The organism is Paenirhodobacter ferrireducens (genome assembly GCF_004022265.1).
GTDB classification, from domain to species: Bacteria; Pseudomonadota; Alphaproteobacteria; order Rhodobacterales; family Rhodobacteraceae; genus Rhodobacter; species Rhodobacter ferrireducens.
Map to the genome: position 1 here is coordinate 1 of NZ_SAVB01000011.1, position 26,742 is coordinate 26,742.

Genomic DNA, 26,742 nt, shown 5'->3' on the forward strand with positions numbered 1-26,742 from the left:
ACGCGAGCCTTGAAGCCCGCGTCGTGATTTCTGCGTTTCGACATGTTCTGATCTCCTCGTTCTTGGAGACCAGCAGACGTCAGATCGTAGCTTCCGTCACTGTCCAATTTTCGGGGAGGTGCTCAGTATCGCGCCGTGGGGGCGACGCAGGTGTGGAACCTGCCCTCCTACCCGGCAAGCCACAACATGGGCACCAACCGGATGGCGGCGAAGGCCTCGGAGGGGGTGGTCGACGGCTGGGGCCGGGCGCATGACGTGCCGAACCTCTTCGTCTCGGACGGCAGCACCTTCCCGAGTTCGAGCGCGGCGAACCCGACGCTGACCATCGTCGCCCTGGCGATCCGCTAGGCGGAGCACATCGCGCGCGAAATGGCGGCGGGCGCGCTGTGAGGGGTGGGTCGGCGTCCCCGCGGCGCTGGCCCCGTTCCGTTCCGGTGGCAGAAACTTCTGGATTTTCCGTGCGGCAGGGAGAACTCTGGTGCAACACCAGCATTTGGGAGGGTGCCAAGGTGGACCGAATGACCGAAGCGGAGCATCGCCAGGCGATCGCCGCATCCTGGGAGCGTTGTGCGCACCGCCACAATCTCGTCGCCGGCCTTGCCCGCCCGATCCTGCGTCTGCGCAGCGAAGAGATTGCGCATCGCCGCGAGGCGTTCAACGACATGACCTCGGGCGAGCTGCAGGGGCTGTCGCAACTGGCCGCGCTGGCCTCGGAGACCGCAAGCGCGCTCGTCGTCACCGACCGCGATCAGATCTTGCTGGACATCTATTGCCGCGACGCCGACCGCGACGCCTTCGAGAGCCGGGGCGTCGCGCCCGGCTCGAACTGGGACGAGCGCATCGCAGGCACGAACGGCGTGTCGATGGCAAGTCTTGGCCGGCGCGCCGTCACCGTGCGCGGCCGCGAACATTTCTATCAGACGCTGCGGCCCTTCGCCTGCACCGCCGTGCCGGTCTTCGACGCCGAGGATGCGGTGCTCGCGATCCTGAATTTCACCACCATCGACCGCGGCAACACCGCGGATTTCGCCTTTGCGCGGCATGTGCTGAACGCGGCGGCGGACCGGGTGCAGGCCTGGCTCTTCCTGCGCCGCTTCGGTGCAGCGGTCACGTTGCGGGTCTCGCCCCCGTCCGACGCGTGGCCGGGGCGCAGCAATGCGCTGGTCGCGCTGGATGACGATGGCCGCATCGTCGCGATCACCGCGGCGGCGCGCGCGGTCCTGCCGGCCCCCGAGCGCGAGGCCCCGCTGTGCGGCCGCAGCTTCGAGGAAACCTTCCGCACCCGGCTCGAGCTGGCCGATAGGGGCCCCGATCGGCTGCTCAGCCTGAGCCTCGGCCCCGGGACCGCCGCCGGGGTGCCGCTCGGCCCGGCGGGTCCGCCACCGGCCCGGCCGCGCGGAGCCGAGGCCCTGACCGGGGCGCCGGCCTTTCTGGCACTGGCCGAAAGCGGCCTCTTGCCGCCGGCGCGGCTGCATCAGGCGCGGCGGCTGCTGCGGGCCGGCACGCCGGTGATGATCCGCGGCCCGGTCGGTGCGGGCAAAAGCCATGCCGCCCGCGCCCTGCTGGCAGAGGCGCGTCCGGAGCCGGGCCCGCCGGCGCTTCTCGACATCCGCAGCGAGACCGAGACCGCGATCGCCGATCGCATCGGCAGTTGGAGCGGTGGCGCGGCGGCGCTGCCCGATCTGCTGCTGGTCGAGTCGCTCGCCGACTGGCCGGTGCGGCTGCAAAGCGCGCTTCTGGGCTGTCTCGAACGGGCGGGCGCGGCCGGCCATCGCCCCGCCCTGGTCGCCACCTGCACGAGCGGCGATACCGGGCTGTTGCCGGAGCTTGGTCATTTTCTCGGCGGCTTCGTGCTCGATCTGCCGCCGGTGTGGCGGCTCGACAGCCGCGAGCGGCTGATCCGCCATCTGCTGCGGACCTTGGTGCCGGGCGCCCCCCCGGTGCTGGGGGCCGAGGCGATGGCGGCGATCGCCGCGCATGACTGGCCCGGCAATATCCGCGAGCTGCGCAGCGCGCTGGACGTCGCCTGCGCCTGCTGCGATGGCGGGATGATCGCGCTGGCCGACCTGCCCGAGCATGTCGCCGGCCGGATCGGGGCGCCGGTGGAGACGGGCACACCGCCGGATCTGGCCGAGGTGCTTCGCCTGTGCGACTGGAACGTGACGCGGGCGGCGAAGGTGACGGGGCTGAGCCGGGCCACCCTCAACCGCCGGATCCGCGAACAGGACCTGCACCGTCCCGGCAAGACCGTGCGCCGGCCGGTGCACTGAGGCGCCGCTCAGCGCCCGCCGAAGTCCAGCACGATGCGGCCGGCGACCTCGCCCGCGGCCAACCGTTCGAGCGCGGCGTTGATGTCGGTGAACGGCACCCGCTCGACCGCCACGCGGAACGGGTGATCGGCGGCGAAGGCGAGGAAGGCCGAAAGCTCGGCCCGGGTGCCGACGGAGGACCCCATCACCCGGTGCCCGCCGTTGATCAGCCACATCATCGACAGGGGGACGGGCTCGTGCACCAGCGCCACCGCGACGATCTGGCTGAGCGGGTTCGCCACCGCCGCGATCAGGTCCCAGACCTTCGGCGTCGGTGCAAAGTTCAGCGTGATGTCCGCCCCGCCCCACTCGCAGATCGCCTGCACCTCGCCCGGGGCGACGGCCAGCGCCGCGCCGCGGGCGCGCATCTCGGCGCGCTTGCGGGCATCGGGTTCGACGACGGCGACGCGCAGCCCGCGGGCCAGCCCGATCTCGAGCGCATATTGCCCAAGCCCGCCCGCGCCGATCACCAGAAGCCGCGCCCCCGCGTGCACTTCGCAGCGTTCAAGCGCCGACCAGGCGGTCAGGCCCGCGCAGAGCAGCGGGCCGCCGCTGACCGGGGCGATCTCCTCGGGGATCGGCAGCGCGAAGCGGGTCTCGAGCAGCGCATACTCGGCAAAGGCACCGGGGGCATCGAGGCCGCGGGCGCGCTGCGCGGTGCAGAAGGTCTCGTGCCCGCCCAGGCAGGGGCCGCAGCCAAGGCAGGTGTCGTAAAGCCAGGGCAGGCCGACGCGGGTGCCATGGGGCAAGGGCCCCTCGCCCGCGACGATGCGCCCGATCCCCTCGTGACCGAGGATCAGCGGGAAGGCCCCGGGCGGCATCGGCTCCTCGCCGCGCTGCACGTGCAGGTCGGAATGGCACAGCCCGCAGGCCTCGAGCCGGACGAGGTATTGCCCCGGGCCCGGCACCGGCACCGGTACCTCGGCCAGACGCAGCGCCGCCCCCGGCGCATCGAGCAGCGCCGCGCGCATCGTTTTCGGCAGATCACTCATCGCGCACCCTTTCCGCCCCCATCAGCCGCGGCAGGTTGCCGAAGCGGCCGATCAATCCGAACACCAGCGCCGCGAGCGCCGCGAAGATCACCGAGACCACGCCCAGGATCGGCGTGTAGCCATAGCGCAGGGCGTTGAAGATCTTGATCGGCAGGGTCTCGACGGTGAATCCCGCGACCATGTAGGCGATGATGTATTCGTTCAGGCTGAGCACGAAGGCGAAGGCATAGCCCGAGACGACATAGGGCAGCAGAAGCGGCCCGATCACCGTGCGCAGCACCGTCATCCGGTCGGCGCCCATCACCCGCGCCGCCTCGATCAGGGCGCGGTCGGTGGCCTTGAGGCCAAGCGAGATGGTGACGAGCGGCAGGGTGACGAGGAAGACGCCATGCGAGACGATCGTCGCCCAGATCTGGCCATAGCCGCCGACGGTCATCCAGAAGATCATGAAGCCAAGCGCCGAGATCACCGGCGGCAGCGCGAAGGGCGCAAGGCCGAGGCCGGTCAGCAGCCGCGCGACAAGCCCGCCGCGCTCCCATGCGTAGAGGGCCAGCGGCGCGGCGATGGCGACGGCAAGGGCGGCGGCGCAGCTCGCGATGATGAGCGAGTTCATCAGCGGCACCAGCCATTCCCTGTCGTGGAAGAGCGCGCCATACCATTTCAGCGACAGGTCCTGCGGCGGAAAGCGCAGGCTCTGCGCGCCGTTCAGCGACACCCCGGTGACGACGATCAGCGGCGCCAGCAGCAGCGCCAGCAGCACGCAGATATAGGCAAGTTTCAGACCCCGGGTCATGCCGCCCCCCTGTCGCGCCCGGCGAGCGAGGCAAGCCCCACCAGCGCCAGCGCCACCAGCATCAGGAACACCGACATCGCCGCGGCGAAGGGCAGGTTCGCCTGATAGATCGCCTGATCGGTGATGTGCACCGACAGCGTCCAGTGCCCGGGCCGGCCCAGAAGCTGCGGCAGCAGGTAGGAGCCGAGGGTGAAGACGAAGACGAGGATGAAGGCGCCGGTCAGCGCGCCGCGCTGCAAGGGCACCACGACGCCGAAGAAGGCGCGCGCGGCCGAGGCGCCCATCACCCGCGCCGCCTCGACGATCTCGGGATCGAGCCGCGAGACCGGGGCGTAAAGCACCAGCACCGCGAAAGGAAAGCCGAGATAGCACAGCCCGGTCAGCAGCGCGAAAAGCGAGGGCGTATAGGCGCGCGGCGCGTCAATGAGCCCGATCGCGGCGAAGAGATTGCCGATCCCCGCGGTCTGCGACAGGAGCGTCGACAGCGAGAAGCCGATGATGACTTCGGAGAGCGACAGCACCGACAGAAGCACCACCAGAACCCGGGTCTGCACCGAGCGGCTCATCGAGGCGAGAAAGACGGTGAAGGGGAAGGCGAGCACCACGCAGATCGCCGCCGCGGCGAGCGAGATGCCGAGCGACACGGCCAGCACCCGGCCGAAGAACGGCGTCAGGAAGCGGATATAGCTTGCCCATTCGAAGCCCGGCTCGAAGAAGCCGCCCTCGACCCGATGCGCGACCGAGACCGAGAGCATGATCCCGAAGGGGACAAGGAAGAACAGGCCGAGCATCAGCGCTGGCCAGAGCGCGATCCAGCGCGGCACCGCGGTTTCGGGTTCGGCGAGATGGGTCATGCCAGCACCACGCGCTTGCCGGGGCGGAAGCTGAGCGAGACGGCATCGCCCACGCCGAAGGGCGGGCGGGCGCCGGGCGCGACCTGCGCGGTGATCACCTGCGCGCCGCAGCGGGTGACGAAATGCACGCTTTCTCCAAGGTCGCGGATGAAGGTGATCTCGGCGGCAAAGCCGGTGCCGGGGGCGGCGATCTCGACATGTTCGGGGCGCACGGACAGCTGGGCAAGACCCGGCGCCGCGGCGATGCGGTCGCCTTCGGCGGGCGCAAGGCGGTGGCCCAGCACCTCGATCGCCTGCCCGTCCCAGCGGCAGGGCATCAGGTTGGTGTTGCCGATGAAATCGGCGACGAAGGCATTCGCCGGCGCGTGATAGATCTCCATCGGCGTGCCGGCCTGCTGCACCTTGCCGTCCTTCATCACGATCACGAGGTCGGCCATGGTCAGGGCCTCCTTCTGGTCGTGGGTGACGACGACGGTGGTGACGCCAAGGCTCTGCTGGATCTGGCGCAGCTCGATCTGCATGTGCTCGCGCAGGCCTGCATCAAGCGCCGAGAGCGGCTCGTCGAGCAGGAAGACCTTGGGGTCGATCGCCAGACCGCGGGCGATGGCGACGCGCTGGCGCTGGCCGCCAGACAGCTGGTGGATGCGCCGCCCGCCCATGCCGGGCAGCTTCACCAGATCGAGAAGCCGCGCCGCGGTCGCCTGCCGGGTGGCGCGGTCGGTGCCGCGGATGGCCAGCGGATAGGCGATGTTCTCGGCCACGTCGAGATGGGGGAAGAGCGCGAGCGACTGGAACACCATGCCCATGCCGCGCTTGTGGCTGGGCACGGCGGAAAGGTCGGTGCCGCCGACCAGAATCCGCCCCTCGGACGGCGTCTCCAGCCCGGCGATCAGCCGCAACAGCGTGGTCTTGCCACAGCCCGAGGGGCCGAGCAGGCAGACGAACTTGCCGTTCGGAATGGTGATCGACACGTCGTCGAGCGCAAGATAGGTGCCGAAGCGCTTGCTCAGCCCCTCGATGCGGAGTTCGGTCATGGGGCCTCCTCAGCCTTGGGCGGCCCCGGCCGGAACCGGGGCGCGCGGGGGGTCACCTCAGCCGGTGATCAGTTCCGACCACTTCTGCGACACCCAGTCCCCCTTGTCGACGTAAAGGGTCGACAGCGGCAGGATCGGCGCCTTCTCGGACGAAACGGCGGCGAATTCGGCGTCGGTCAGGTCGGTCAGGTTGCGCGGCACCGTCGGCGCGGTGCCGACATTGCGCGACAGTTTCGCCTGCACCGCGGGCTGCGCCATGTAGTCGATGAAGACCTGGGCCTGATCGAGCATCTTCGATGCTTTCGACACCACCCACGAGCCCGAGTCGAGCACCGCGCCCTCCTCCGGGAAGGTCGAGCGCACCGGCTTGCCCTGGCTCGCGGCGAGGCCCGTCACGTCGTGGTAATACTCGCCCATCGGGATCTCGCCGGTCTCCAGCGCCTGCTGGAACTGGCCCTCGTCGCGATACCACAGCCGCACGTTCGGCTTCAGCTCGGCCAGCTTCGCCATCACCTGAAGCACGCCGTCGTCGGTCTTCAGGATGTCGGTGCCGCCGAAGAAGGTGGTCGCGGTGATCTCGAGCAGGAACGAGTTCGAGGCAAGCGACATCAGGCCGAGCTTGTCCTTCTGCTCGGGCGCCCACAGCGCCTTCCACGAGGTCGGGGCCTCGGGGTAGGTCGCGGTGTTGGTGACGAGACTGACATACCAGCTCACCGCGCCGGTGCCGTAAAGCGTGCCGTCCTCATAGCGGTGCACGAAATGCTCGGGCAGCACGCCGAGGTTCTTCATCTTGCTCTCGTCGAGCTTCGCCCACAGACCGGCGCGTTCGCCCTTGATGCGCGCGACCTGCGCCATCATCGAGACATCGGCCGGCGCCTGGTTCGCCCGCGCCGCCTGGCCCAGCTGCACCAGCCAGGCCTCGCCCGTGGGTTCGCCGATCGACTCGATCTCGATCCCGGTTTCCTTGGTGAACTCGGGGTAGATGAACTTGTCGAAGCTGTTCTGGAAATAGCCGCCGTAGGTGCCCACCTTCAGCGCCGCGCCCGAGGCCCGCAGCACCGAGGGGGCTGCAAGCATCGCGGCGCCGGCCGAGGTGGCGGCAAGGAATGCACGTCTGTTGATCATGGTCTTCTCCCTGGTGTCCGGCTTGTGTGTCAGCGGCCCCGCGGCACGCCGGGCAGCGCGCAGAGCATCTCGAAGAGGAAGTTCGCGGCGATGACCGCGGTGTTGCCGGCCGGATCGTAGGGCGGCGAGACCTCGACCAGATCGCAGCCGACAAGGTTCAGTCCGGCGGTGCCGCGGATGATCTCGAGCCCCTGCATCGTGGTCAGCCCGCCGACCTCGACGGTGCCGGTGCCGGGCGCGAAGGCCGGGTCGAGGCTGTCGATGTCATAGCTGAGATAGACCGGCGCATCGCCGATCTTCGCGCGGATCTCGGCCATCAGCGGCGTCAGCGACTTGTGCCAGCATTCCTCGGCCTGGATGCAGGTCCAGCCCTGCTTGCGGCCCCACTCGAATTCCTCGCGCGAGTAGCCGGTGCCGCGCAGGCCGATCTGGAACACCTTGTCGTTGATCAGGCAGCCCTCTTCCCACGCGCGGCGGAACGGGCAGCCATGCGCGACGGTCTCGCCGAACATGTCCTCGTTGGTGTCGGAATGCGCGTCGACATGGATCAGCGCGACGGGCCCGTGGCGTTCCTTGATCGCGCGCAGGATCGGCCAGGTCAGGGTGTGGTCGCCGCCAAGGGTCAGCGGGATCACGCCGTGGCTCAGCACCTCGCGGTAATGGCTGGCGATGATCTCGACCGATTTCTTCAGGTCGAAGGTGTTGATCGGCACGTCGCCGATATCGGCCACCTGCAGCGCCTCGAAGGGCGCGGCGCCGGTCGCCATGTTGTAGGGGCGGATCATCCGGCTTTCGTCGCGGATCTGGCGCGGGCCGAGGCGGGTGCCCGCGCGGTTCGAGGTGCCGATATCCATCGGAATCCCGAGGAAGCAGGCATCGAGCCCCGCCGCCGAGGGCGCCGCCGGCAGGCGCATCATCGTGGCCGGTCCCCCGAAGCGGGGCATGGTGTTGCCGCCAAGCGGCTGGTTCAGCGTTTTCGTCATTCTCGCCTCCATCTGGGGGCGAGAATGCGCCGGGCCTTTCTTCGAAAGAATACCTGTGTATCGAAGTTCAGTTGGACAAAACCCGATGTTTGTCCTCCATGCTGCCGGATTCTTCGGCACCCCGGCCCGAGGCGGCGAGCGGCGTGGGGTAAAGCGCCTCGAGCTCGCTCAGCAGCGCCTTCGCCAGCGGTGCAACCTCGGTCGCGTCGCGGGTGATCGCGTCGAAGGGGCAGCGATAGACGAAATGCTCGGGCAGGATCCGGCGCAGTCGTCCGTGATCGCACCAGCGCTTGGCGACATGGTCGGGCAGATAGCCGATGAAGGCGCCGGTCAGGATCATGATGAGCTGTTGTTCCAGCCCCTGCGCCATCGCGGTCGAGTTGCGGAAATCGCGGTTGTTCCAGTGATCCTCGCGCCAATAGCTGCGCCCGACGGTCTTCAGCGAGGCGACGAATTCGGGCGTCAGATCGGCGTCCGGCACCGACCACAGCCGGTGGCCGCGGGCGCAGTAAAGCGTGTTGCGCTCCTCATAGAGTGGCGTGTAGCGCAGCCCCGCCACCTTGTGCGGAAACGACCCGATGCCGAGGTGCAGAACCCCGTCCAGCACCCGCGTCTGCAATTCCTGCGGCGAGGTCTGGGCAATCTCGAAGCGGATCGCGGAGGAGCGTTTCTCGAGCGTCGCCAAGGCTTCATACAGGCGGAAATTCGGGTCGGTCACCACGCTGTCGACGACGCCGATGCGCAGGGTGCCGGCGAGCGTATCGCGCAGCGCCGCGGTTTCCGAGACGAACCCGTCCATCGCGGCGAGCAGCCGTTCGATGGCGCGGTGCACCTGTTCGCCGCGCTGCGTCAGGCGGAACCCGGCGCGGCCGCGCCGGCACAGGGTCACACCGAGCCGGTCCTCAAGCGCCGAGATCTGTGCCGAGATCGTCGAGGCGCCGACGTTCAGCTCGGCCTGTGCGGCGGCAAAGCCGCGATGGCGCACCACCGCGTCGAAGACGCGCAACAGGCGGATGTCGGTTCCGGCAAGCTGCATCGAGACCCTCCCGGCCGGGCGGGGCCTGCCGCTCAGGCGCCCTTCTCCCTCAGCCAGGCGGTGATGATGTCACGCAGCCTCTCGCCGGAAAAGGAGGGAAAATGCCCGCCATGCACCACCCGCACCGGCAGCCGGGCAAGGCGCTGCATCGAGCGCAGGTAATCCTCGGCGTTCGAGTGATAGGTCTCCTCGACCAGCGGGCCGTCATAGACGATGTCGCCCGAGATCAGCACACCGCTTGCCGCTTCCCACAGCGCGATGCCGCCCGGGGAATGGCCCGGTGTGTGGATCACCTCGAACTGCCGGTCGCCAAGGTCGATGAGGTCGCCATCGGCCAGAATCCGCGTCGCCGGTGCCGCCTTCACCGCGTAGGTCGCCGAGCGGTAGGGCTCGGGCGGCAGCGCGTCGAAGATCTCGTCGGTCACATAGTCCGCCGCCACCGTGTTCTCGCGCGTCGGCTGGGCGAGGATCCCGGCCTCGGCGGCGTGGCACAGCCGGCAGGGGAATTCGTGGGTGCAGCCGACATGGTCGAAATGGGTATGGCTTGCGACGGCATCGAGCGGCCGCTCGGTCACCAGCGGCACCCATTCGCGCAGCGACACCACGCCCATGCCGCTGTCGACCAGCATGTCGCGGTCGCGCCCGCGCACATGCCAGATGTTGCAGCGGAAGAACTCCTGAATGAAGGGCTCGTCGATCTGGGTGATGTCGTCGCCGGCGCTGCGGCTGCGATACCAGTCGGCGGGGGGAATGCGTCTCATGCGGCCTCCGGTTCGGGCAGGACGATCGGGTTGCGGCCATGAAGGATCACTTCGGCCCCGGGCGCCAGCACCGTGCCCTGCGGCAGATGCGCGACAAGGCGCATCCCGGGCGCGGCAAGGGGGGCGAAATGCGCGCGCAGATAGGCGCCGAAGAAGGCCGCCTCGACCAGCCGCGCCGGGCCGAGTGCCAGATCGCCCGACAGCCCCACCGATTCCGGGCGCAGGCACAGCACGCCGCGCGCGGGCGTGGGGAGTGCCAGCGGGCCAAGCGGGCTGCCGACCCCTGCCCCGTCGCCGCGGGTGACGGGGATGCGGTTCACCTCGCCCATGAAATTCGCGGTGAAAAGGGTCGCCGGCCGCATGTAGACCTCTTCGGGCGTGCCGCAATGCTCGATCCGGCCGGCGTTCATCACCACGATCCGGTCGGCGACGGCCATCGCCTCTTCCTGATCGTGGGTGACATGCACGAAGGTGGTGCCGACCCGGCGCTGGATCGCCTTCAGCTCGTCCTGCATCTGCCGGCGCAGCTTCAGATCCAGCGCGCCGAGCGGCTCGTCGAGCAGCAGAACCTCGGGTTCGACGGCAAGCGCACGGGCGAGCGCCACGCGCTGCCGCTGCCCGCCCGACAGCTCGTGCGGGCGCCGCCCGGCCTTGTCGGCCAGCCCGACCATGGCCAGCATCTCCTCGGCCTTCGCATTGCGCGCCGACCGCCCCACGCCCCGCATCCGCAGCCCGAAGCCGACGTTGTCGCGCAGGCTCATGTGCGGGAAAAGGGCATAGTCCTGAAACATCGTCGTCGTCGGGCGATCCTTCGGCACCACCTGCGTCATGTCGCGTCCGCCGATCGTCACCCGCCCCTCGGTGGGGGTCAGGAAGCCGCCCAGGATCGACAGCAGCGTGGTCTTGCCGCAGCCCGAGGGGCCGAGCAGCACGATGAACTCGCCGGGCGCGATGGTCAGGTCGACCCGGCGCAGCGCGGTGAAGCTGCCGAAGCGGTGTTGAACGGCGTCGATGCGCACCTCGGCGGTCATTTTCTGGCCTTTCGGAAAAGTGTGAACTCAAGCGTGACGGTGATCGCCACCGAGACAAGGAAGACGAGCGAGCCGATCGCGTTGGTCTTCGGCGACAGCCCCGAGCGCAGCATCGACCAGATCTCGACCGTCAAGGTGACGTCGAAGCGGGTCAGCAGGAAGGCGATGATGAACTCGTCCCAGCTGAAGGTGACCGACAGGAAGAAGGCCGCGGCCAGCGCCGGCGCCAGCATCGGCGCCGAGACCAGCGCCAGCACCTGCCATTCGCCCGCGCCAAGGTCGCGCGCGGCGCGCATCGCGTTCTTCTGATGCTCGCCCATGGCGGCGTAGAGGATCGAGAAGCACAGCGGCAGGTTGATGACGACATGGCCGATGCCGGTGGTCAGCAGCGAGGGGCCGACGCCGGCCGCGTTGAACATCTGCAGCAGGCCAAGCGCGATGATCAGGTAACTCACCGTCATCGGCGCGATCAACAGCGCCCGCATCGCCAGCGTGCCGGGCAGCGCCACCCGCGCCAGCCCCGAGGCCGCCATGAACCCCAGAAGCAGCGCCACGGTCGAGGAGCCGATCGCCACCAGCAGCGAATTGCCAAGCGCCGCCATCAGGTCGCGGTCGCTCAGGATCTCGGCATACCATTTCAGCGTCGCGCCGCGGAAGGGCGGCACCGGCAACCGGCCGTCCTGAAAGGAAAAGACCACCAGCACCACAACCGGCAGCAGGATGAAGGCGAAAAGCGCGACCAGATAGGCCCAGGAGAGGAACCGCATCAGACCCGCTCCATCTTCAGCCAGCGCGCGCAGGCGGCATAGGCGAGCGTCACCAGCGCCATCAGCACCACCGACAGCGCCGAGGCCATCGGGTAATCGCCGCGCCGGCCGAGCTGCAGCATGATGAGTTGCGGCAGGGTCAGCTCGTTGTTGCCGCCCAGGATCTGCGGCGTGATGTAATCGCCGATGCACAGCACGAAGGTCAGGAAGGCGCCGGTCATCACGCCCGGCAGGGTCAGCGGCAGGATGACGAGGCGGATCACCTGGAACCGCGAGGCGCCCAGATCCTCGGCCGCGCGGGCATAGTTGGGCGAAAGCTGCACGAGGTTCGAATAGATCGTGAGCGTCAGCAGCATCACGAAGAAATGGACGAAGCCGATGACCGTCGCCGCCCGCGTCGCCATGATTTGCACCGGCGCGTCAAGGATGCCGAGCCCGAGAAGCGCGGTCATCACCACCCCCTTCTGGCCGAGCACCAGCGCCCAGGAGTAGGAGCGCACGACATAGGACGTCCAGAACGGCAGCACGGCCAGCAGCAGCGCCAGCCGCCGCCAGCGCACCGGCACCCGGGTGGCGATGATCCAGGCGAGCGGCCAGGCGAGCGCCACCGAGATCACCGTGACGATCAGCGTGATCTGCAGCGAGACCCAGATCCCCCGGGTCAGCGCCGGCTCGGTGAAGATCCGCAGATAGTTGCCGAGGTCGGGCCCCGGCACCATCTCGCGCCCGTCCAGATGGCCGAGGCTGATCCAGACCATGGCAGCGAAGGGCAGCACGAAGAATGCCACCGTCCAGAGCAGCGCCGGCAGCACCAGCGCCGCCCCCTGCCGTTTCTCGATCGCCTCGATGCCCATCTCAGTTCTGCAGCATCTCGGTCCAGAGGTCCTGCATCGCGGCATCGGTCGCCGCATCCGGCACCGGGTAGAGCTGCGCGCGGGCAAGATAGTCGTCCTGCTCGTCCCAGCGGAGCACCGCCTTCTGATCGGCGTCGAGCTGCGCGCCCGCCTTGCGGTTCGCCGGCATCCCCCAGTAGCACGACGAGGTCGCGAGCCGCGCCTGCCCCTCGGGCGAGGTGATGTATTTCACGAATTCAAGCGCCAGCTCGGGCTTCTTCGAGTCCTTCAGCACCGCGATCGACTGCGCCCAGAGAAGCCCGCCCTCTTCCGGAATGGTCCAGTCGAGATCGGGGTTTTCCGCGTGCAGCACCGCGGTCAGCCACTCGCCGCCGCCGACCAGCACATCGACCTCGCCGGTCGCGAGCGCGGTCTGGCTCGCCACCACGTCCGAGACCTGCTTCGAGGCGGATTTCAGCGCGAAGAGCGGCGCCTTGATCTTGGCAAGCGCGGCGGCGTCCAGATCCTTGGTCGCGATCCCCTGCGCCACGCCGACCAGCCCCTCGACCGGCAGGTAATAGTCATAGACCGCGATGCGGCCGTCATACTTGCCCGAGAACAGCGTCTTCAGGCTCTTCATGTCCTCGGGATCGACCGCCGCCTTGTTGAAGGCGATGGTGTTGTAGCCGAACTTCTCGGTCACCGCATAGGTCACGCCATCGACCGAATTGTTCGCGGCCATCACCACCTGCGGGAAGTAATCGGCCGTCGCCATCTCGGCTGCGGGCAGCGGCGCCAGCAACCCGCGCTCGACCGCGCGATGCACGTCGACCGCGTCGATCACCATCACGTCCCAATCGCCCGGGCGCGACTGCTCGAGGATCGTCAGCCCCGCCGCGGTGCCCTCGAATTCCTTGGTGTTGACCTTGACGCCATGGGCCTTCTCGAAGGGTTCGAGCAGCGCCGGGTCCGCATGGTCGCACCAGATCAGCGCGTTCAGCTCCTCGGCCTCGGCCGCCGGGCCGAGGGCGGCCAGAAGGGCGGCCGCAGCACAGGAAGTCGTCAGTCTCATCGTCATCTCCCGTTGGGTCCGGCACGTCTTCGGCGCCGCTTGCAGAAAAAAAATTGAACGCATTCATTTTTTCAGTCAATGATAATTTTGAAGAGACGGGAGGGCCGCGATGGCCGGGCTGCGGGAAAGACAGAAGGCGAAACGGAACCGCTCGATCCTGACGGCGGCAAGCGCACTTTTTGGGCAGGTCGGATACGAGGCGGCGCGAATCGACGCCATCGCCGAGGCCGCCGAGGTCTCGGTCGGCACCTTCTACAACTATTTCGAGAACAAGGCGGACCTGCTGCTCGCCATCGTCTCGATGGAGGTCGAGGAGGTGCTACACCAAGGCGAGGCGGTGGTCGCCGCCCCCCCCGCGACGGCCGAGGCGGCGCTTTTGGCACTGATCTCGACCTATTACGACCATTCGCTTGTCTATCTGACGAAGGAGATGTGGCGGACCGCGATGGCGCTCTCGATCCAGCACCCGGAAACGCCCTTCTCGCGGCGCTATTTCGAGCTTGATGCGGCGCTGGCCGATCAGGTGACGGCGCTCTTGCGCGGGCTTCAGGTGCGCGGCACGATCCGGCGCGACGCCGATGCCGCGGCGCTTGGCGCGGTGATCTTCGCCGATCTGAATGCGCTTTTCGCGGGTTTCACCATGGACGAGGCGATGCCGCTTTCCAGCCTGAGCATGCAGATGGCGGCGCATGTGGCGGCGCTGACCGGGTTGCTTGCCCCGCCGCTGCGTCCGGTGGGCGCCAGCTGAATTCGCACTGGCCCCCGGCCGGCTTTCGCGCGATCACTTGCGCCGTGATTGATCGGAGATGTGCGAGATGGCAGAGGTTCTGGTTCTGGGCGCCGGCATGGTCGGGGTTGCCGCGGCGCTTGAGCTGCAGACACGGGGCCATGCGGTGGTGCTGGTCGACCGGCGCGGTCCGGGCGAGGAGACGAGTTTCGGCAATGCGGGCTTCGTGCAGGGCGAGGCGGTCGAGCCCTATGCGATGCCGCGCGATCTGCGCACGCTCGCGGCCTATGCCGTCGGGCGCACGAACGATCTCGTCTATGACCCTTCCGCCCTGCCCCGGATGGCGCCCGTGCTGTGGCGCTATTTCCGCAACTCCGCTCCGGCGCGGCACCGGCAGATCTCGGCGGTCTATGCGCAGCTCGTGCAACGCGTGCTGGCCGATCACGCGCCGCTGATCGCGGCGGCGGGACAGGAGCCGCATATCCGCCGCACCGGCTATCTGCAGATCTGGCGCGACGCGCGCGATGCCGAGGCGGGGGCGACCGAGGCGGAGCGGCTGATCCGCGACTATGACGTCACGGTCGCGGCGCTCGACGGGGCGGCGGTAGCGGCGGCGGAGCCGGCGCTGAAGCGGCCGGTGGCGGGCGGGCTGTTGTGGGGCGATTGCTGGACCAGCGACGACCCCGGCGCGCTGACCGCGGCCTATGCCGAGCTTTTCACCCGCCGCGGCGGCACGGTGCTGCGCGGCGAGGCCGCAAGCCTCGCGCGCAAGGGGGCCGGCTGGCAGGTCGAGACCGAGGCCGGGCCGGTCGATGCGGCACAGGCGGTGATCGCGCTCGGCCCCTGGTCGCCCGACCTGCTCGCCCGGCTCGGCTGGCGCGTGGCGATGCTGTGGAAGCGGGGCTATCACGGCCATTTCGCCGCGCCGGTCCGGTTGCAGCGACCGCTGATGGATGCCGATGCCGGGGTTGTGCTGAGCCCGATGCGGCGCGGTCTGCGCATCGCCACCGGCGCCGCGCTCGTCGCCCGCGACGCGCCCTCCGATCCGGGCCAGCTTCTGCGCGGCGCCTGTGCGGCCTCGGAACTGCTCGAGATCGGCACGCGGATCGCCGAGCCGCAATGGTTCGGCCACCGCCCCTGCCTGCCCGACATGCTGCCGCTCGTCGGCGCGGTGCCGGGAGAGCCCGGGCTCTGGGTCGATTTCGGCCATGGCCATCAGGGCTTCACCCTTGGCCCGACGACGGCGCAGCTGCTGGCGGACGCGATGGCGGGCGCGCGCACCGAGCTTCTGGCGGCGCTCGCCCCCGCCGCCCGCCCCGAGGTGATGCGCGCGGCCTGAGGTCGGGCAAGATGCCCCCGGCAAACGGAAATTCCGCTTCTGCGCGTCATAAAACTGATGCGTTGCCGCAATAGGTGATCGGCTGCATACCAACGACCACGTCGGGACTTCCGCATGCCTTCGCCTTCTGCGCGCGCCCTGTCGCGCCGCTCCCCGCCGCCCGCCGCCCGACTCGGGGACTTCTTCCAGGCGGGGCGCGGCGCGATGCTGTTCCTCGCCGCGATCTCGGTCCTCATCAACCTGCTGATGCTGACCGGCCCGGTGTTCATGATGCAGGTCTATGACCGGGTCCTGAGCAGCCGCAGCCTCGCGACGCTCATCGTCCTGCTGGCGCTGGTGAGCCTGCTCTATCTGGTGCAGGCCGCGCTCGACGGGGTGCGCACGCGCGCGGCGGCGCGGATCGCGGCGCGGCTTGATGCCGGGATCGCGCCGAAGATCTTCGCTGTCGCCGGAACGCGGGCCCGGCTTGGCCAGAGCGGGGCCGACGCGCAGCAGCCGCTGCGCGATCTCGACACGCTGCGCCAGTTCAACGGCGGCGGGCCGCTGACCCTGTTCGACCTGCCCTGGACGCCGGTCTATCTGCTGGTGCTGGCGCTCTTCAGCCCGGTGCTCGGGCTGATCTCGGCGATCGGCGCGGCGATGCTCTTCGCGCTGACGCTGCTGGCCGACCGCGTGTCGCAGGACGCCAACGCCCGGGTCTCGCAGCAGCTGGCAAGGCGCAACGCGCTGGCCGAGAACGGGCTGCAGGATTGCGAGGGGGCCGAGGCGCTCGGCATCTTCGACCGGATCGGCGCGCGGTGGGATGCGGCGCACCGGGTGCTGGTGCAGGTGCAGCTGACGCTGTCCGACCGGGCGGGCGATCTGCGCGCGCTGGCCAAGGGGTTCCGCTTTCTGCTGCAGTCGCTGACCCTGGCGGCGGGCGCCTGGCTGGTGATCCGCGGCGATCTGTCGGCGGGCTCGATGATGGCGACCTCGGTGATTTCGTCGCGCGCCGTCGCCCCGATCGAGCAGGCGATCGCCCAGTGGCGCGGCTTTCGCGCCGCCCGTGGCGCCCGCGCCCGGCTCGAGAAATCCTTCGCGCTGCTGCCGGCCGAGCCCACGGGGATCGACCTCGCCCCGCCCGCGCGCGACGTCGTCTTCGACAATTTCGCGGTGACCGCGCCGGGGCAGACCCGGCCGCTGCTGGCGGGCGTGAACATGCGGCTCGAGGCGGGCGACGGGCTTGGCGTCATCGGGCCGAGCGGGGCGGGCAAGACCAGCCTGCTGCGCGGTGTCCTGGGGCTCTGGCCCGGCACCGCGGGCGGGCTGCGCTTCGACGGCGCGACGCCCGACCAGTGGCGCCTCGGGGCGCGCGGCTTCTCGGGCTATCTGCCGCAGGACATCCGGCTGATGCCCGGCACCGTCGCCGAGAACATCGCGAGCCTCGAACCCGATGCGCCGACCGAGGAGATCGTGCGTGCGGCCGAGCTCGCCGGCGCGCATGCGATGATCCTCGCCCTGCCCGAGGGCTACAACACCCGGCTTGGCGACGATGGCGCGGCGCTTTCGGCCGGGCAGAGGCAGCGCATCGCGCTGGCGCGGGCGGTCTACCGGCGGCCGTTCCTCGTGGTGATGGACGAGCCGAACGCGCATCTCGACGCCGAGGGCGATCAGGCCCTGACCGAGGCGATCCGGCGGCTGCGGGCGGCGGGCTCGATCGTGATCTGCGTCGCGCACCGGCCCTCGGCGCTGGCGGCGCTGAACAAGGTGGCGATGATCGAGGCGGGGCGGCTGCGCGCCTATGGCCCGCGGGATGAAATTCTGGGGCAGGTGGTGAAACATCCGCGTGCGGTGGTGCAGAAATGATGACGATGAGCGACGCGGTCCAGCCCTATTCCCTGCGCCCGCTGATCCGGACAACGACGGTGCTGTGCACCCTGACGCTCGGGGCGGTCGGTCTGTGGGCGGCCTTCGTGCCACTCGAAAGCGCGGTGATCGGGTCGGGCACGGTCGCGGTCGAGGGCGCGGCGAAGGCGATCCAGCACCCGCAGGGCGGCGTCGTCTCCGAGATCGCGGTGCGCGACGGCGCCCGGGTGCGCGAAGGTGACGTGGTGCTGCGGCTCGACCAGACCGAGGTGCGGGCCGAGCTCTCGCGGATCGAGACCCGCCTGATCGAGATCGCCGCGCGCAAGGCGCGGCTGGTGGCCGAACGCGACGGCACCGACCTGGCCTTCCCGGCGGCGCTGCTGGCACAGGCGCAAGACGCCGAGACCGGCGCGGCGGCCCGCAACGCGATCGAGGACGAACGGATCCTGATGTCGGGGCGCGGCGAGAGCCTGCGCGCCAAGATCGCCCAGCTGAGCGAGCGGATCGGGCAGCTCGGCAACGAGGTCGCCGGGCTGAGCGCGCAGAAGGCGGCGGCCGAACGCGCCGCGGGTCTGGTCGCCGCCGAGGTCGAAGACCAGCGCAAGCTGCGCAAGCAGGGGCTGTCGCTGGTCGCGGCGCTGCGCAAGTCCGAGCAGGAGGCGGCCGATCTGGAAGGCAAGGTCGGCTCGCTGCAATCCGATCTGGCGCGCAAGCAGGGCGAGATCACCGAGGTGCGGATGCAGATGCAGCAGATCACCGAGGATGCACGCAACGAGGTCATCGAGGAGCTGCGCAAGCTCGAGACCGAGCGCAGCGATCTCGAGCAAAAGCGCATCGCCGCGCAGGACCGTCTTGCCCGCACGGTGCTGACCGCGCCGGTCGCCGGCACCATCCACGAGCTGGCGGTGCATACCCGCGGCGGTGTGCTGACCGCCGGTCAGACCGCGATGTCGATCATCCCGAGCGACCGGCGGCTGATGGTCGAGGTCAAGGTCTCGCCCGCCGACATCGACCAGGTGCGGCCCGGCCAGGCGGTGCGGCTGCGGCTGAGCGCCTTCAACCAGCGCACCACGCCCGAGATCGACGGCACCGTGACCAGCATCGCCGCCGACCTGAGCCAGGACGAGCGCAGCGGCCAGAGCTGGTATCTGCTGCGCGTCGCCCCCGATGCGGCCGATCTGGCGGCGCTGCACGGCATCACGCTGAAGCCCGGGATGCCGGTCGAGGCCTTCCTCGAGGGCGCGGAGCGGACGCTTCTCAGCTATCTGCTGAAGCCGATCTCGGACCAGATGCAGACCGCGCTGCGCGAGGACTAATCGCCGGCACCGGACCAGTCGATCGCCATCGCCGCGCGGATGAAGGCGCCGACCACCGGGTTGCGCCGCCGCTCGTCGAGGCAGATCACATATTCGGTCAGCCGGATCGCGGCATCGGCGATCGGCAGGAAGGCGAGGCGCTGGTCCGGGGTCGATTCGAGCGTCACCGCGACGCCGATGCCGAAGCCCGCGGCGACCATCTCGCGCACCGCATCCTGTCGGCCGACCTCCTGCACGCTGTCGAACTCCAGCTTCTGCGCGACGAGGTTGTCCTCCAGCACGGCGCGGGTCTGCGACCCCTTCTCGCGGATCACCATCTTGTGCCGGACCATCTCGGCCAGCGTCAGGCTGGGCCGGCTGGCCAGCGGGTGGGCCGCGGGCACCATCGCGGTCAGCGCCGCCTGGGCAAAGGGCTGGGCACGCAACCGCGGATCGGCAGGCAGATGCGCCGAGATGCCGATATCGGCGCGGTAGTCGAGAAGCGCCTCGTTCACCGTCTGCGAGTTGCTGACCGTCAGGCTGAAACTCAGCGCGGGATTGCTCCGGGTCAGGCTCGACAGGATGCGCACCGGGATCGGCGCACCGTCGGCGATCAGCCGCAGATGCCCGCCCTGCAACGCCACCCCGCCGCTCAGCAGGTGCCGCGCCTCCTGCTCGGCCGCGAACATCCGCTGGGTGATCGCATACAGCCGTTCGCCCTCGGCGGTCAGCGTGATGCCGCGCGCCTTGCGCTCGAACATCCGCACGCCGGACACCCGTTCCAGCCCGCGCACCTGCGCCGACAGCGTCGACTGCGACACCGCCCGCTCGCGTGCGGCCTGCGAGAACCCGCCCGCCTCGGCGACCAGGTGGAACGCGCGCAATTCCGTCAGCGTCGCCATTCTTCCCCCTGCGCTCCGTCGCGCCGCAGCTGGCGCAGGCCGTTCTCTAGGGGGGCAACGTGACGTTTGGGCGACAGCCGGACCGTGCCGCCCAGCCATCTGCTGTGTCGATGGAGGCCATTGAAAGAACGCGCGGGCGGCGGTGGAGAATTGTCAACTTTCTGTTAAACTCGCCGCCTAGGTTCCGCCAGCAAAACGAATTTTTGCGATTTCGCAAAAGCCACTCAGGAACCATTCATGCCCACGATCCTCAAACCGATCGCCGACTTTCTGGTCCGGCGCGGAACGGAACCGCAGGTCTTCGACCTTTCCGAAACCTTCTCCGGCCAGAACCTGTCCTATACGGTCACGAACTCGAACGGCGAGGTCCTTTCGGCGCATGTCGAGGACGGCAAGCTGATCCTCGAGTATGGCGACACGCTCGATTACAGCGACCTGCAGATCACCGCGACGGATGCCCTGGGCGCCTCGGTCACCGAGAACCTGCGGGTGCGGGTGACCGGCGAGAACGCCTATACCATCGCCGTGCTGCCCGATACGCAGGATTACTCCTATGCCGACGGCGCGCCCACCCTCGCGCTGATGACGCAATGGCTGGTCGACCAGAAGGACGGGCTCGGCATCCAGTTCGTGACCCATGTGGGCGATGTCACCGCCGGCGCCAGCCAGCAGATGTGGCAGAACGTGACCGAGGCGCTGAGCATCCTCGACGGTCAGATCCCCTATTCGCTGACCGCGGGCAACCACGACCAGGGCGCCGGCGGCTCGGCGAGCGATCACTCGACCACCTGGATGGACCATTACTACTCGCCCGAGCATCAGGCCGAGATCAGCGACACCTTCGGCGGTGTCTATGACATGGCGCCCGAGCGCGCGCCGAACAACTATCACACCTTCACCGCGCCCGACGGCGTCGAGTGGCTGGTGCTGAGCCTCGAATTCGGGCCCTCGGACGATGTCATCCGCTGGGCGAAGGACGTGATCGAGGACAACCTCGACAAGCGCGTCATCCTGACCACCCACGCCTACATGAACTGGGCCGGTCGCCACGATTCGACCGGGGGGCCGCTCTATGGCGAGGGCGCGGGCTATGACTATGGCCTCGGCCAGCAGCCCGAGGGCACGAATGACGGCGAGACGCTCTATCGCGAGCTGGTGAAGCCCTACGGCAACGTCACCTTCACCTTCTCGGGCCATATCTTCGGCGACGGCGCCGAGACGCTGGAGTCCTACGACGACTTCGGCAACCCGGTCTATCAGATGCTGGTGAACTACCAGAACGGCGTCGCGAACGAGATCCAGCACGGCAACGGCGGCTCGGGCGCGATCCGCCTCGTCACCATCGACCCGGAAAACAACCAGGCCTACACCTCGACCTATTTCGCGCTGACCGACAGCTATCTCAGCGACGACCGCGGCGGGACGCTCGACCGCGACGGGCTCGACGGCCCCTATCGCGGTCAGGAAGAGACGCTGACGCTCGACCTGTCGGCGCCGGCGCTGCATGCCATCGCGCAGGCCGGCAACGATCTTTTCGTGACCACGGAGGGCACCGGCGACGCGCAGGTGACGCTGCAGGGCGCGGCGCTGAACCCGGGCGAGGATGCGGGGCTGGTCTACGTCTGGAAGGACGCCGACGGCAACGTCGTCGCCGGGGGCGCCACGCCGACGCTCGATCTGCCGGCCGGCCGGCATTTCCTGACGCTCGAGGTGACCGATTCGGCCGGCGCGGTGTCGCGCGATGCGGTGCAGATCATCGTCTCGAATGACAGCACGCTGCTGGTCGATTCCTTCAACGACGGCGACGCCGAGGGCTGGGGCCGCGGGTCGGCCACGGTCGATCCGGTCGTCGAGCATGGCTCGACCGACAGCTTCGGCATTCCCGGCCTGCCGACGCAGACCGCGCCGGTGACCCCGCCCGCGCCCGTCGAGCCGGCGCCGCCGGCCGAGCCGACCCTGCCCGCCACCGCGACCGAGGTGGTGCTGGTTCCGGCCGCCGCCCCCGATCAGGCGCTGCTGCTGAAGCCCGGTTTCGGGCCCGGCCTGCTCGCCTCCTACTCGATCGCCTTCGACCTGATGGTGCCCGCGGACACGGCGGCTGGCTATATCGGGCTGATCCAGTCCAGCCTCGGGAACGGCGACGATGCTGACATGTTCCTGCGGCTCGGCGCCGACGGCCTGTCGATCGGCACCGCATCGACCTATGCCGGCACGATCAGCCCCGACGCCTGGCACCGCGTCGTGCTGACCTATGAGGCGCAGGAAGACGGCTCGGTCGTCATCACAAAATATGTCGACGGCACCGCCGCGGGGTCGCAGACGATCTCGGCCGCCAATGCGGCGCGCTATGCGCTCGACGGCGAGAACGGTGTGCTGCTTCTGACCGACAACGACGGCGAGACGGCGCCGGTCGCGCTCTCGGGCGTCAGCGTCACCGGGACGGTGCTCAGCGCCGCTCAGGTCGCCGAGATGGGCGGGGCGATGGCCGGCGGCGTGGCGCTGCCCGAAGGTGTCGAGGGCGCCCGCTTCCGCGCCAGCGAACTGGGCTTCCAGACGCAGGAAGGCAGCGGCAGCCTTGCGCCGCAGGGCGGTCTCGTCCTCGGCCAGGTGACCGACCTCGGGCTTGGCGTGCCGATGCCGCCGGCTCCGACCGAGGCGATGGCCGCGGTTCTGGTCTCGGCCACCAGCGGCGACAACGGCCTGGTCCTCGATCCCGGCCTCGCCGGCACCGACGGGCTCGTGGCCACCTATTCGCTTGCCTTCGACCTGATGGTCCCCGCGGCGACGGCGGCGGGCTACATGTCGTTGCTGCAGTCGAGCGCGGTCGGCGGCGGCGATGCCGACATGTTCATGCGGCTCTCGGGCGCGGGCTTCAGCCTCGGCACGATGTCGGATTACGCGGGCGAGGTCAGCCTCGACGCCTGGCACCGGGTGGTGCTGACCTTCGCCGAGGACAACGGCCGGCTCATCATCTCGAAATATGTCGACGGCGTGCTGGTCGGCGCGCAGGACGTTGCGGCCGATGCGCGCTATGCGCTCGACCTCGAGAACGGCGTGCTGCTGTTCGGCGACGATGACGGCGAGACGGCGCCGGTTGCCGTCTCGGCGATCAGCGTCAGCGGCGAGGTCCTGACTGCCGAGCAGGTCGCCACGCTTGGCGGCACCAGCGCGGGCGGCATCGCGCTGCCCGAGGGCGTCGCGGGCTCGGAAATCGTTGCGGGCGCGGACGGGTTCACCGTCGTCTCGGGGCCGGCGAGCCTTACGGCGCAGGGCGAGGTGACCCTCACCCCCACCACCGATGTGGCGCTTGGCGCGCCTCTTGTGGCGCCGGTCACGCCCGAAGAGCCCGAAACGCCGGAAACCCCCGAAACGCCGGAGCCCGGCATTTCGGCCGATGTCAGCCTGATCGGCGCGTTGCAGCCGCAGCAGGTGCTGCACGTGACCGCCGCCCAGCCGGTTCCGGCCGGCACCGTGGCGACGGAATATTCGCTCGTCTATGACATCCTGATCCCGACCGGCGGCGGCTCGTGGCTGTCGTTCCTGCAGACCGACATCACCAACCGCTCCGACGCCGATCTGTTCCGCAACGCGTCGAACGGGATCGGCATCAGCAGCGATTACGAGGGCCGGCTGACCTCGGACACCTGGCACCGGGTCGCCTTCACCCTCGCTGTCGACGGCGACACCGTGCTGATTTCCAAATACATTGATGGCGTTCTGGTCGGCACCACCACCGGTTCGGCCGAGCGCTTCCAGATCGACCTGAACGAGGGCTTCCTGCTGTTCTCGGACAATGACGGCGAGACCAGCGATGTCTATGTGAAGAACGTGCTGTTCACCGATCACGTCTTCTCGCAGGACGAGGTGGCGGCGCTTGGCGGCGTCAGCCCCGGCCCGATCCTCGAGACCGCGCCGTCCCAGATCAGCTTCCAGCTCGACTTCTCGGGTGAGACGATCACCGACACCTACGGCAACGCCAATGCCAGCCTGCAGCAGTCGGACAGCCGCACCGGCAACTTCGTCGTCCACGGCAGCTATGCCGATCGGGTCGAGGGCGTCGCGGTCGACGAGATCGCCGAGGGCCGGGTCTATGAAAGCTCGAACACCGGCGAGAACATCCTGGTGTGGGAAGGCGAAGGGGCGCAGGCGTGGCAGGACTATCGCTACGAGCTGACCCTGCAAGCCACCGATCAGGACACGATCGGCGCGGTCTTCTACTTCCAGGACGAGGCCAACACCTATCGCGTCACCTTCAACTCGGCGCAGAACACGCGCGAGCTGGTGCGGGTGAAGGACGGGGTCGAGACGGTGCTCGCCTCGGTCCATGCCGGCAGCCCCTGGGCGCGCGACGCGCAGCTTGAGGTCGCGGTGAGCGGCGGCGAGATCCGGGTCTTCCTCGACGGCCAGTCGGTCTTCGGCACCGTCACCGACAGCGATCCGCTGAGCGGCGGCACGGTCGGCTTCTACTCGGACAATCAGCACTCCTCGCAGTTCGACAACGTCTATGTCGGCGCGCTCGGGCTGCAGGCGCATGCCGGCCGCGACCTCTCGGCCGTCGATACCGATGGCGACGGCCGGGTGACGGTCACGCTCGATGCGGGCCAAAGCTATGGCGATGCCGAGATCACCGGCTGGCGCTGGCTCGATGCCGAGGGCAACGAGATCGCCACCGGGCCGCAGGCCGAGGTGACTCTCTCGGCGGCCGGGCAGCAGACGGTGACGCTCGAGATCACCGATGCCAGCGGCCGCACCGATCGCGACACGCTCACCGTCGATGCGGTCGGTCAGGACCGGGTGCTGTTCTCGGACGACTTCTCCGATGCCGATTATGCCGGGCGCTGGACGATCGTCGACGAGGGCGAGCAGAACGGTGCGGGCGCGGACGGCACCCTGGGCGACTGGCAGGTCATCGACGGGCGTCTGACGCAGACCACCGACGTCGACAGCCGGCAGCTCACCTGGACCTCGGCCGATGCCGCCGATGCCTGGCAGCAGGGCTGGTCGCCGCTTGGCGACGGCACCCATGTGCTGCGCCGTGGCACCTATGCGCTGCTCTCGGACCCGGCGGCGCAGGACTGGTCGCAATACCAGGTCGAGACCCGGGTCGAGACCCCGGACAATGGCGCGCTCGGCCTGCTGCTGAACTACCAGGACCCCGACAACTACTACAAGGTCGAGCTCGATGCGGCCTCGGGCACCAGCCTGTTCCAGCTGATCGAGGTGAAGGACGGGGTCGAGAAATACCTCACGCAGATCCCCGCCCGCTATACCCCGGGCGAGGCTTTCGACCTGCGGGTGACGGTCGATGGCACCACGATCCAGGCCTTCATGGACGGCAATCCGCTGTTCTCCTACGCGATCACCGGCAGCGGCTCGGATCACGGCACGGTCGGGCTCTATTCCTGGGGCAGCCAGGGCGTCAGCTTCGATGACGTCACGGTGCTCGCGCTCGACACCGACGGGCCGCAGCCCGCGCCGGTGCCGAACACCGCGCCGGTGGCGCAGCGCGACAGCGGCTATCGGGTGCGGACGGGCGAGTCGATCCTGATCGCGGCGGCGGCGCTGCTGCTCAACGACACCGACGCCAACGCTGATCCGCTGACCATCACCGAGGTGACCAGCACGGCCGGCACGGTGGTGCTCGAGAACGGTCAGATCCTGTTCACCCCGGCCCCGGACCACATCGGCCGCGCCACCTTCACCTACACGGTCGAGGATGGTCAGGGCGGCTCCGACACCGCCGAGGTCGAGGTGATCGTGATGCCCGAAGGCGGCGCCTTCGAGGCACGGCCCGAAGGCGGCGTGCTGACCGGCGACAGCGCCCTCGACACGCTGCTGCTCGGCGGCGCCGGCGCCGACCAGATCCTCGCCAGCAGCGGCGATGACCTGATCGAGGCGGATGCGGGCGATGACGTGGTGCTGGGCGGTGCCGGCGACGACACCGTGCGCGGCGGCTCCGGCGACGATCTCGTCTTCGGCGGCGACGGCAGCGATGCGGTGACCGGCGAAGCGGGTGACGACATCCTGCTCGGCGGCCATGGCGACGACGTGCTGCACGGCGGTGACGGTGCCGACACGCTGTTTGGCGGCGATGGTGCGGATGTGCTGATCGGCGGCACGGGCGACGACTTCCTGGCCGGCGGCGCGGGGGCCGACACCTTCACCTTCGCTCCGGGCGACGGCCGCGACGTGGTGACCGACTTCATCGCGGGCGAGGATGTCATCGACCTGACCGCCTTCACCGGGCTGCACGACTTCGAGACGCTCTCGGCCCTGATCGAGGAGATCGACGGCAGCGTGGTCCTGCATCTCGACGATGCGACCACGGTCCAGCTCTCGCATGTCGGTCTCGACGGGCTCAGCGCCGACGACTTCCGCTTCGCCTGACCGGGCCGGCGACACCAGACGGGGCCGGGCCGGAGACCCGGCGCGGCCCCCCTCCCCTTCCTTCCAAACGCAGCCTGTCTGCTGATCGAAAGACCTGACTGATGAAACTCCTGATCCTTCCGGCCCTCGTCGCCCTCTCCGCCCTGACCGCCTGCGGCGGCGGTGGCTCCTCCTCGGACCCGGCTCCGGCCCCGACGCAGGCCGAGTCGCTCACCCGCGCGAAGACGCTGACCACCGAATATGCGCAGACCGCGGCGACGGTGGCCACGGCGATGCCGGTGACCGGCCAGGCAAGCTATGCCGGCGCGGCGGTGTTCGGCAAGGGCACCGACATGGATGCGCTGCTGCAGGCGCCCACGATGTCGGGTGACATGGCGCTGAACGCCGATTTCGCCACCGGCGGGGTGACCGGCGGCATCGACAACTTTCGCGACGCGACCAATGCCCCGGTCAGCGGCGAGATGACGGTGTCGGGCGGTCAGATCGCCGGCGCGGTGCTGGGCGGTGACCTGACCGGCACCGTCGGTGGCAAAGACGTCAACGCGCAGATGTCGGGCAGCTTCCTCGGTGCCGATGCCGAGGCGGTGCGCGGCGTGATCGCCGATGGCGCGGGGGCCACCGGGGCCTTCAACGGCGCCTTCATCGTGGCGCGCTGAG

General features: G+C 69.3%; 21 protein-coding genes. 8 read left to right on the top strand and 13 right to left on the bottom strand.

The window, feature by feature from the left end; all coding sequences use genetic code 11:
* Positions 1 to 135: 135 nt before the first annotated feature.
* Both EOW65_RS09935 and EOW65_RS09940 read left to right on the top strand, forming a co-directional pair.
* Entirely contained in the window at positions 136 to 348 is a 213-nt protein-coding gene (locus EOW65_RS09935) for a GMC family oxidoreductase (protein WP_369407173.1), read from the top strand.
* A gap of 170 nt (positions 349 to 518) precedes the next feature.
* Complete coding sequence (locus tag EOW65_RS09940; protein WP_128149017.1) at positions 519 to 2,270, top strand: sigma-54-dependent Fis family transcriptional regulator; 1,752 nt, start codon at positions 519 to 521, stop codon at positions 2,268 to 2,270.
* Between the two features lie 8 nt (positions 2,271 to 2,278).
* Here the strand turns inward: EOW65_RS09940 and EOW65_RS09945 are convergent, their stop codons facing one another.
* The 12 genes from EOW65_RS09945 to EOW65_RS10000 all read right to left on the bottom strand — a co-directional run bounded on the left by EOW65_RS09945 (position 2,279) and on the right by EOW65_RS10000 (position 13,590).
* Complete coding sequence (locus EOW65_RS09945; RefSeq protein ID WP_128149019.1) at positions 2,279 to 3,301, bottom strand: alcohol dehydrogenase catalytic domain-containing protein; 1,023 nt, start codon at positions 3,299 to 3,301, stop codon at positions 2,279 to 2,281.
* On the bottom strand, positions 3,294 to 4,094 hold the full coding sequence (locus EOW65_RS09950) for an ABC transporter permease (protein WP_128149021.1): 801 nt from the start codon (positions 4,092 to 4,094) through the stop codon (positions 3,294 to 3,296). Before EOW65_RS09950 ends, EOW65_RS09945 begins: the two co-directional genes overlap by 8 nt.
* On the bottom strand, positions 4,091 to 4,948 hold the full coding sequence (locus tag EOW65_RS09955; RefSeq protein WP_128149023.1) for an ABC transporter permease: 858 nt from the start codon (positions 4,946 to 4,948) through the stop codon (positions 4,091 to 4,093). The genes EOW65_RS09950 and EOW65_RS09955 overlap by 4 nt, the downstream gene beginning before the upstream one ends.
* A complete protein-coding gene (locus EOW65_RS09960) occupies positions 4,945 to 5,982 on the bottom strand; it encodes an ABC transporter ATP-binding protein (RefSeq protein ID WP_128149025.1) in 1,038 nt (345 codons plus the stop codon). Before EOW65_RS09960 ends, EOW65_RS09955 begins: the two co-directional genes overlap by 4 nt.
* A gap of 57 nt (positions 5,983 to 6,039) precedes the next feature.
* On the bottom strand, positions 6,040 to 7,107 hold the full coding sequence (locus EOW65_RS09965) for an ABC transporter substrate-binding protein (protein ID WP_128149027.1): 1,068 nt from the start codon (positions 7,105 to 7,107) through the stop codon (positions 6,040 to 6,042).
* 29 nt (positions 7,108 to 7,136) lie between these two features.
* A complete protein-coding gene (gene speB, locus EOW65_RS09970) occupies positions 7,137 to 8,090 on the bottom strand; it encodes an agmatinase (RefSeq protein WP_128149029.1) in 954 nt (317 codons plus the stop codon).
* A 67-nt stretch (positions 8,091 to 8,157) separates the two neighbouring features.
* Positions 8,158 to 9,126, bottom strand: coding sequence for a LysR family transcriptional regulator (locus EOW65_RS09975; RefSeq protein WP_128149031.1), 969 nt, complete (start codon positions 9,124 to 9,126; stop codon positions 8,158 to 8,160).
* 32 nt (positions 9,127 to 9,158) lie between these two features.
* Positions 9,159 to 9,887: an MBL fold metallo-hydrolase gene (locus EOW65_RS09980; RefSeq protein WP_128149033.1), complete on the bottom strand. Its 729-nt coding sequence runs from the start codon at positions 9,885 to 9,887 to the stop codon at positions 9,159 to 9,161.
* A complete protein-coding gene (locus tag EOW65_RS09985) occupies positions 9,884 to 10,918 on the bottom strand; it encodes an ABC transporter ATP-binding protein (protein WP_128149035.1) in 1,035 nt (344 codons plus the stop codon). The genes EOW65_RS09980 and EOW65_RS09985 overlap by 4 nt, the downstream gene beginning before the upstream one ends.
* A complete protein-coding gene (locus tag EOW65_RS09990) occupies positions 10,915 to 11,685 on the bottom strand; it encodes an ABC transporter permease (RefSeq protein ID WP_128149037.1) in 771 nt (256 codons plus the stop codon). Before EOW65_RS09990 ends, EOW65_RS09985 begins: the two co-directional genes overlap by 4 nt.
* Entirely contained in the window at positions 11,685 to 12,539 is an 855-nt protein-coding gene (locus EOW65_RS09995) for an ABC transporter permease (protein ID WP_128149039.1), read from the bottom strand. Before EOW65_RS09995 ends, EOW65_RS09990 begins: the two co-directional genes overlap by 1 nt.
* Before the next feature lies 1 nt (position 12,540).
* The gene (locus tag EOW65_RS10000) at positions 12,541 to 13,590 is read right to left on the bottom strand and encodes a polyamine ABC transporter substrate-binding protein (RefSeq protein ID WP_128149041.1); all 1,050 of its coding nucleotides are present in this window, start codon (positions 13,588 to 13,590) and stop codon (positions 12,541 to 12,543) included.
* Positions 13,591 to 13,699: 109 nt separating this feature from the next.
* Here EOW65_RS10000 and EOW65_RS10005 point away from each other — a divergent pair, with 109 nt between their 5' ends.
* The 4 genes from EOW65_RS10005 (at position 13,700) to EOW65_RS10020 (ending at position 18,817) form a co-directional block, all read left to right on the top strand.
* Complete coding sequence (locus EOW65_RS10005) at positions 13,700 to 14,338, top strand: TetR/AcrR family transcriptional regulator (RefSeq protein ID WP_128149043.1); 639 nt, start codon at positions 13,700 to 13,702, stop codon at positions 14,336 to 14,338.
* A 58-nt stretch (positions 14,339 to 14,396) separates the two neighbouring features.
* Positions 14,397 to 15,656 (top strand): NAD(P)/FAD-dependent oxidoreductase, encoded by a 1,260-nt coding sequence (locus EOW65_RS10010; RefSeq protein WP_240664618.1) that lies wholly within the window; start codon positions 14,397 to 14,399, stop codon positions 15,654 to 15,656.
* A gap of 114 nt (positions 15,657 to 15,770) precedes the next feature.
* Positions 15,771 to 17,501: a type I secretion system permease/ATPase gene (locus EOW65_RS10015; protein WP_128149047.1), complete on the top strand. Its 1,731-nt coding sequence runs from the start codon at positions 15,771 to 15,773 to the stop codon at positions 17,499 to 17,501.
* A gap of 5 nt (positions 17,502 to 17,506) precedes the next feature.
* Entirely contained in the window at positions 17,507 to 18,817 is a 1,311-nt protein-coding gene (locus EOW65_RS10020) for an HlyD family type I secretion periplasmic adaptor subunit (protein WP_164880053.1), read from the top strand.
* Here the strand turns inward: EOW65_RS10020 and EOW65_RS10025 are convergent.
* A complete protein-coding gene (locus EOW65_RS10025; protein WP_206364049.1) occupies positions 18,814 to 19,698 on the bottom strand; it encodes a LysR family transcriptional regulator in 885 nt (294 codons plus the stop codon). The two genes, EOW65_RS10020 and EOW65_RS10025, sit on opposite strands and share 4 nt — an antisense overlap.
* Before the next feature lie 237 nt (positions 19,699 to 19,935).
* Here EOW65_RS10025 and EOW65_RS10030 point away from each other — a divergent pair, with 237 nt between their 5' ends.
* Both EOW65_RS10030 and EOW65_RS10035 read left to right on the top strand, forming a co-directional pair.
* A complete protein-coding gene (locus tag EOW65_RS10030; protein ID WP_128149050.1) occupies positions 19,936 to 26,085 on the top strand; it encodes a cadherin-like domain-containing protein in 6,150 nt (2,049 codons plus the stop codon).
* Positions 26,086 to 26,186: 101 nt separating this feature from the next.
* Complete coding sequence (locus EOW65_RS10035) at positions 26,187 to 26,741, top strand: transferrin-binding protein-like solute binding protein (protein WP_128149052.1); 555 nt, start codon at positions 26,187 to 26,189, stop codon at positions 26,739 to 26,741.
* Position 26,742: the final 1 nt, after the last annotated feature.

Bases quoted from the DNA above. Each gene is read 5' to 3' on its own strand.
- EOW65_RS09940 (WP_128149017.1), top strand. From the start codon at position 519: ATGACCGAAGCGGAGCATCGCCAGGCGATCGCCGCATCCTGGGAGCGT.
- EOW65_RS09945 (WP_128149019.1), bottom strand. From the start codon at position 3,301: ATGAGTGATCTGCCGAAAACGATGCGCGCGGCGCTGCTCGATGCGCCG.
- EOW65_RS09950 (WP_128149021.1), bottom strand. From the start codon at position 4,094: ATGACCCGGGGTCTGAAACTTGCCTATATCTGCGTGCTGCTGGCGCTG.
- EOW65_RS09955 (WP_128149023.1), bottom strand. From the start codon at position 4,948: ATGACCCATCTCGCCGAACCCGAAACCGCGGTGCCGCGCTGGATCGCG.
- EOW65_RS09960 (WP_128149025.1), bottom strand. From the start codon at position 5,982: ATGACCGAACTCCGCATCGAGGGGCTGAGCAAGCGCTTCGGCACCTAT.
- EOW65_RS09965 (WP_128149027.1), bottom strand. From the start codon at position 7,107: ATGATCAACAGACGTGCATTCCTTGCCGCCACCTCGGCCGGCGCCGCG.
- speB (WP_128149029.1), bottom strand. From the start codon at position 8,090: ATGACGAAAACGCTGAACCAGCCGCTTGGCGGCAACACCATGCCCCGC.
- EOW65_RS09975 (WP_128149031.1), bottom strand. From the start codon at position 9,126: ATGCAGCTTGCCGGAACCGACATCCGCCTGTTGCGCGTCTTCGACGCG.
- EOW65_RS09980 (WP_128149033.1), bottom strand. From the start codon at position 9,887: ATGAGACGCATTCCCCCCGCCGACTGGTATCGCAGCCGCAGCGCCGGC.
- EOW65_RS09985 (WP_128149035.1), bottom strand. From the start codon at position 10,918: ATGACCGCCGAGGTGCGCATCGACGCCGTTCAACACCGCTTCGGCAGC.
- EOW65_RS09990 (WP_128149037.1), bottom strand. From the start codon at position 11,685: ATGCGGTTCCTCTCCTGGGCCTATCTGGTCGCGCTTTTCGCCTTCATC.
- EOW65_RS09995 (WP_128149039.1), bottom strand. From the start codon at position 12,539: ATGGGCATCGAGGCGATCGAGAAACGGCAGGGGGCGGCGCTGGTGCTG.
- EOW65_RS10000 (WP_128149041.1), bottom strand. From the start codon at position 13,590: ATGAGACTGACGACTTCCTGTGCTGCGGCCGCCCTTCTGGCCGCCCTC.
- EOW65_RS10005 (WP_128149043.1), top strand. From the start codon at position 13,700: ATGGCCGGGCTGCGGGAAAGACAGAAGGCGAAACGGAACCGCTCGATC.
- EOW65_RS10010 (WP_240664618.1), top strand. From the start codon at position 14,397: ATGTGCGAGATGGCAGAGGTTCTGGTTCTGGGCGCCGGCATGGTCGGG.
- EOW65_RS10015 (WP_128149047.1), top strand. From the start codon at position 15,771: ATGCCTTCGCCTTCTGCGCGCGCCCTGTCGCGCCGCTCCCCGCCGCCC.
- EOW65_RS10020 (WP_164880053.1), top strand. From the start codon at position 17,507: ATGAGCGACGCGGTCCAGCCCTATTCCCTGCGCCCGCTGATCCGGACA.
- EOW65_RS10025 (WP_206364049.1), bottom strand. From the start codon at position 19,698: ATGGCGACGCTGACGGAATTGCGCGCGTTCCACCTGGTCGCCGAGGCG.
- EOW65_RS10030 (WP_128149050.1), top strand. From the start codon at position 19,936: ATGCCCACGATCCTCAAACCGATCGCCGACTTTCTGGTCCGGCGCGGA.
- EOW65_RS10035 (WP_128149052.1), top strand. From the start codon at position 26,187: ATGAAACTCCTGATCCTTCCGGCCCTCGTCGCCCTCTCCGCCCTGACC.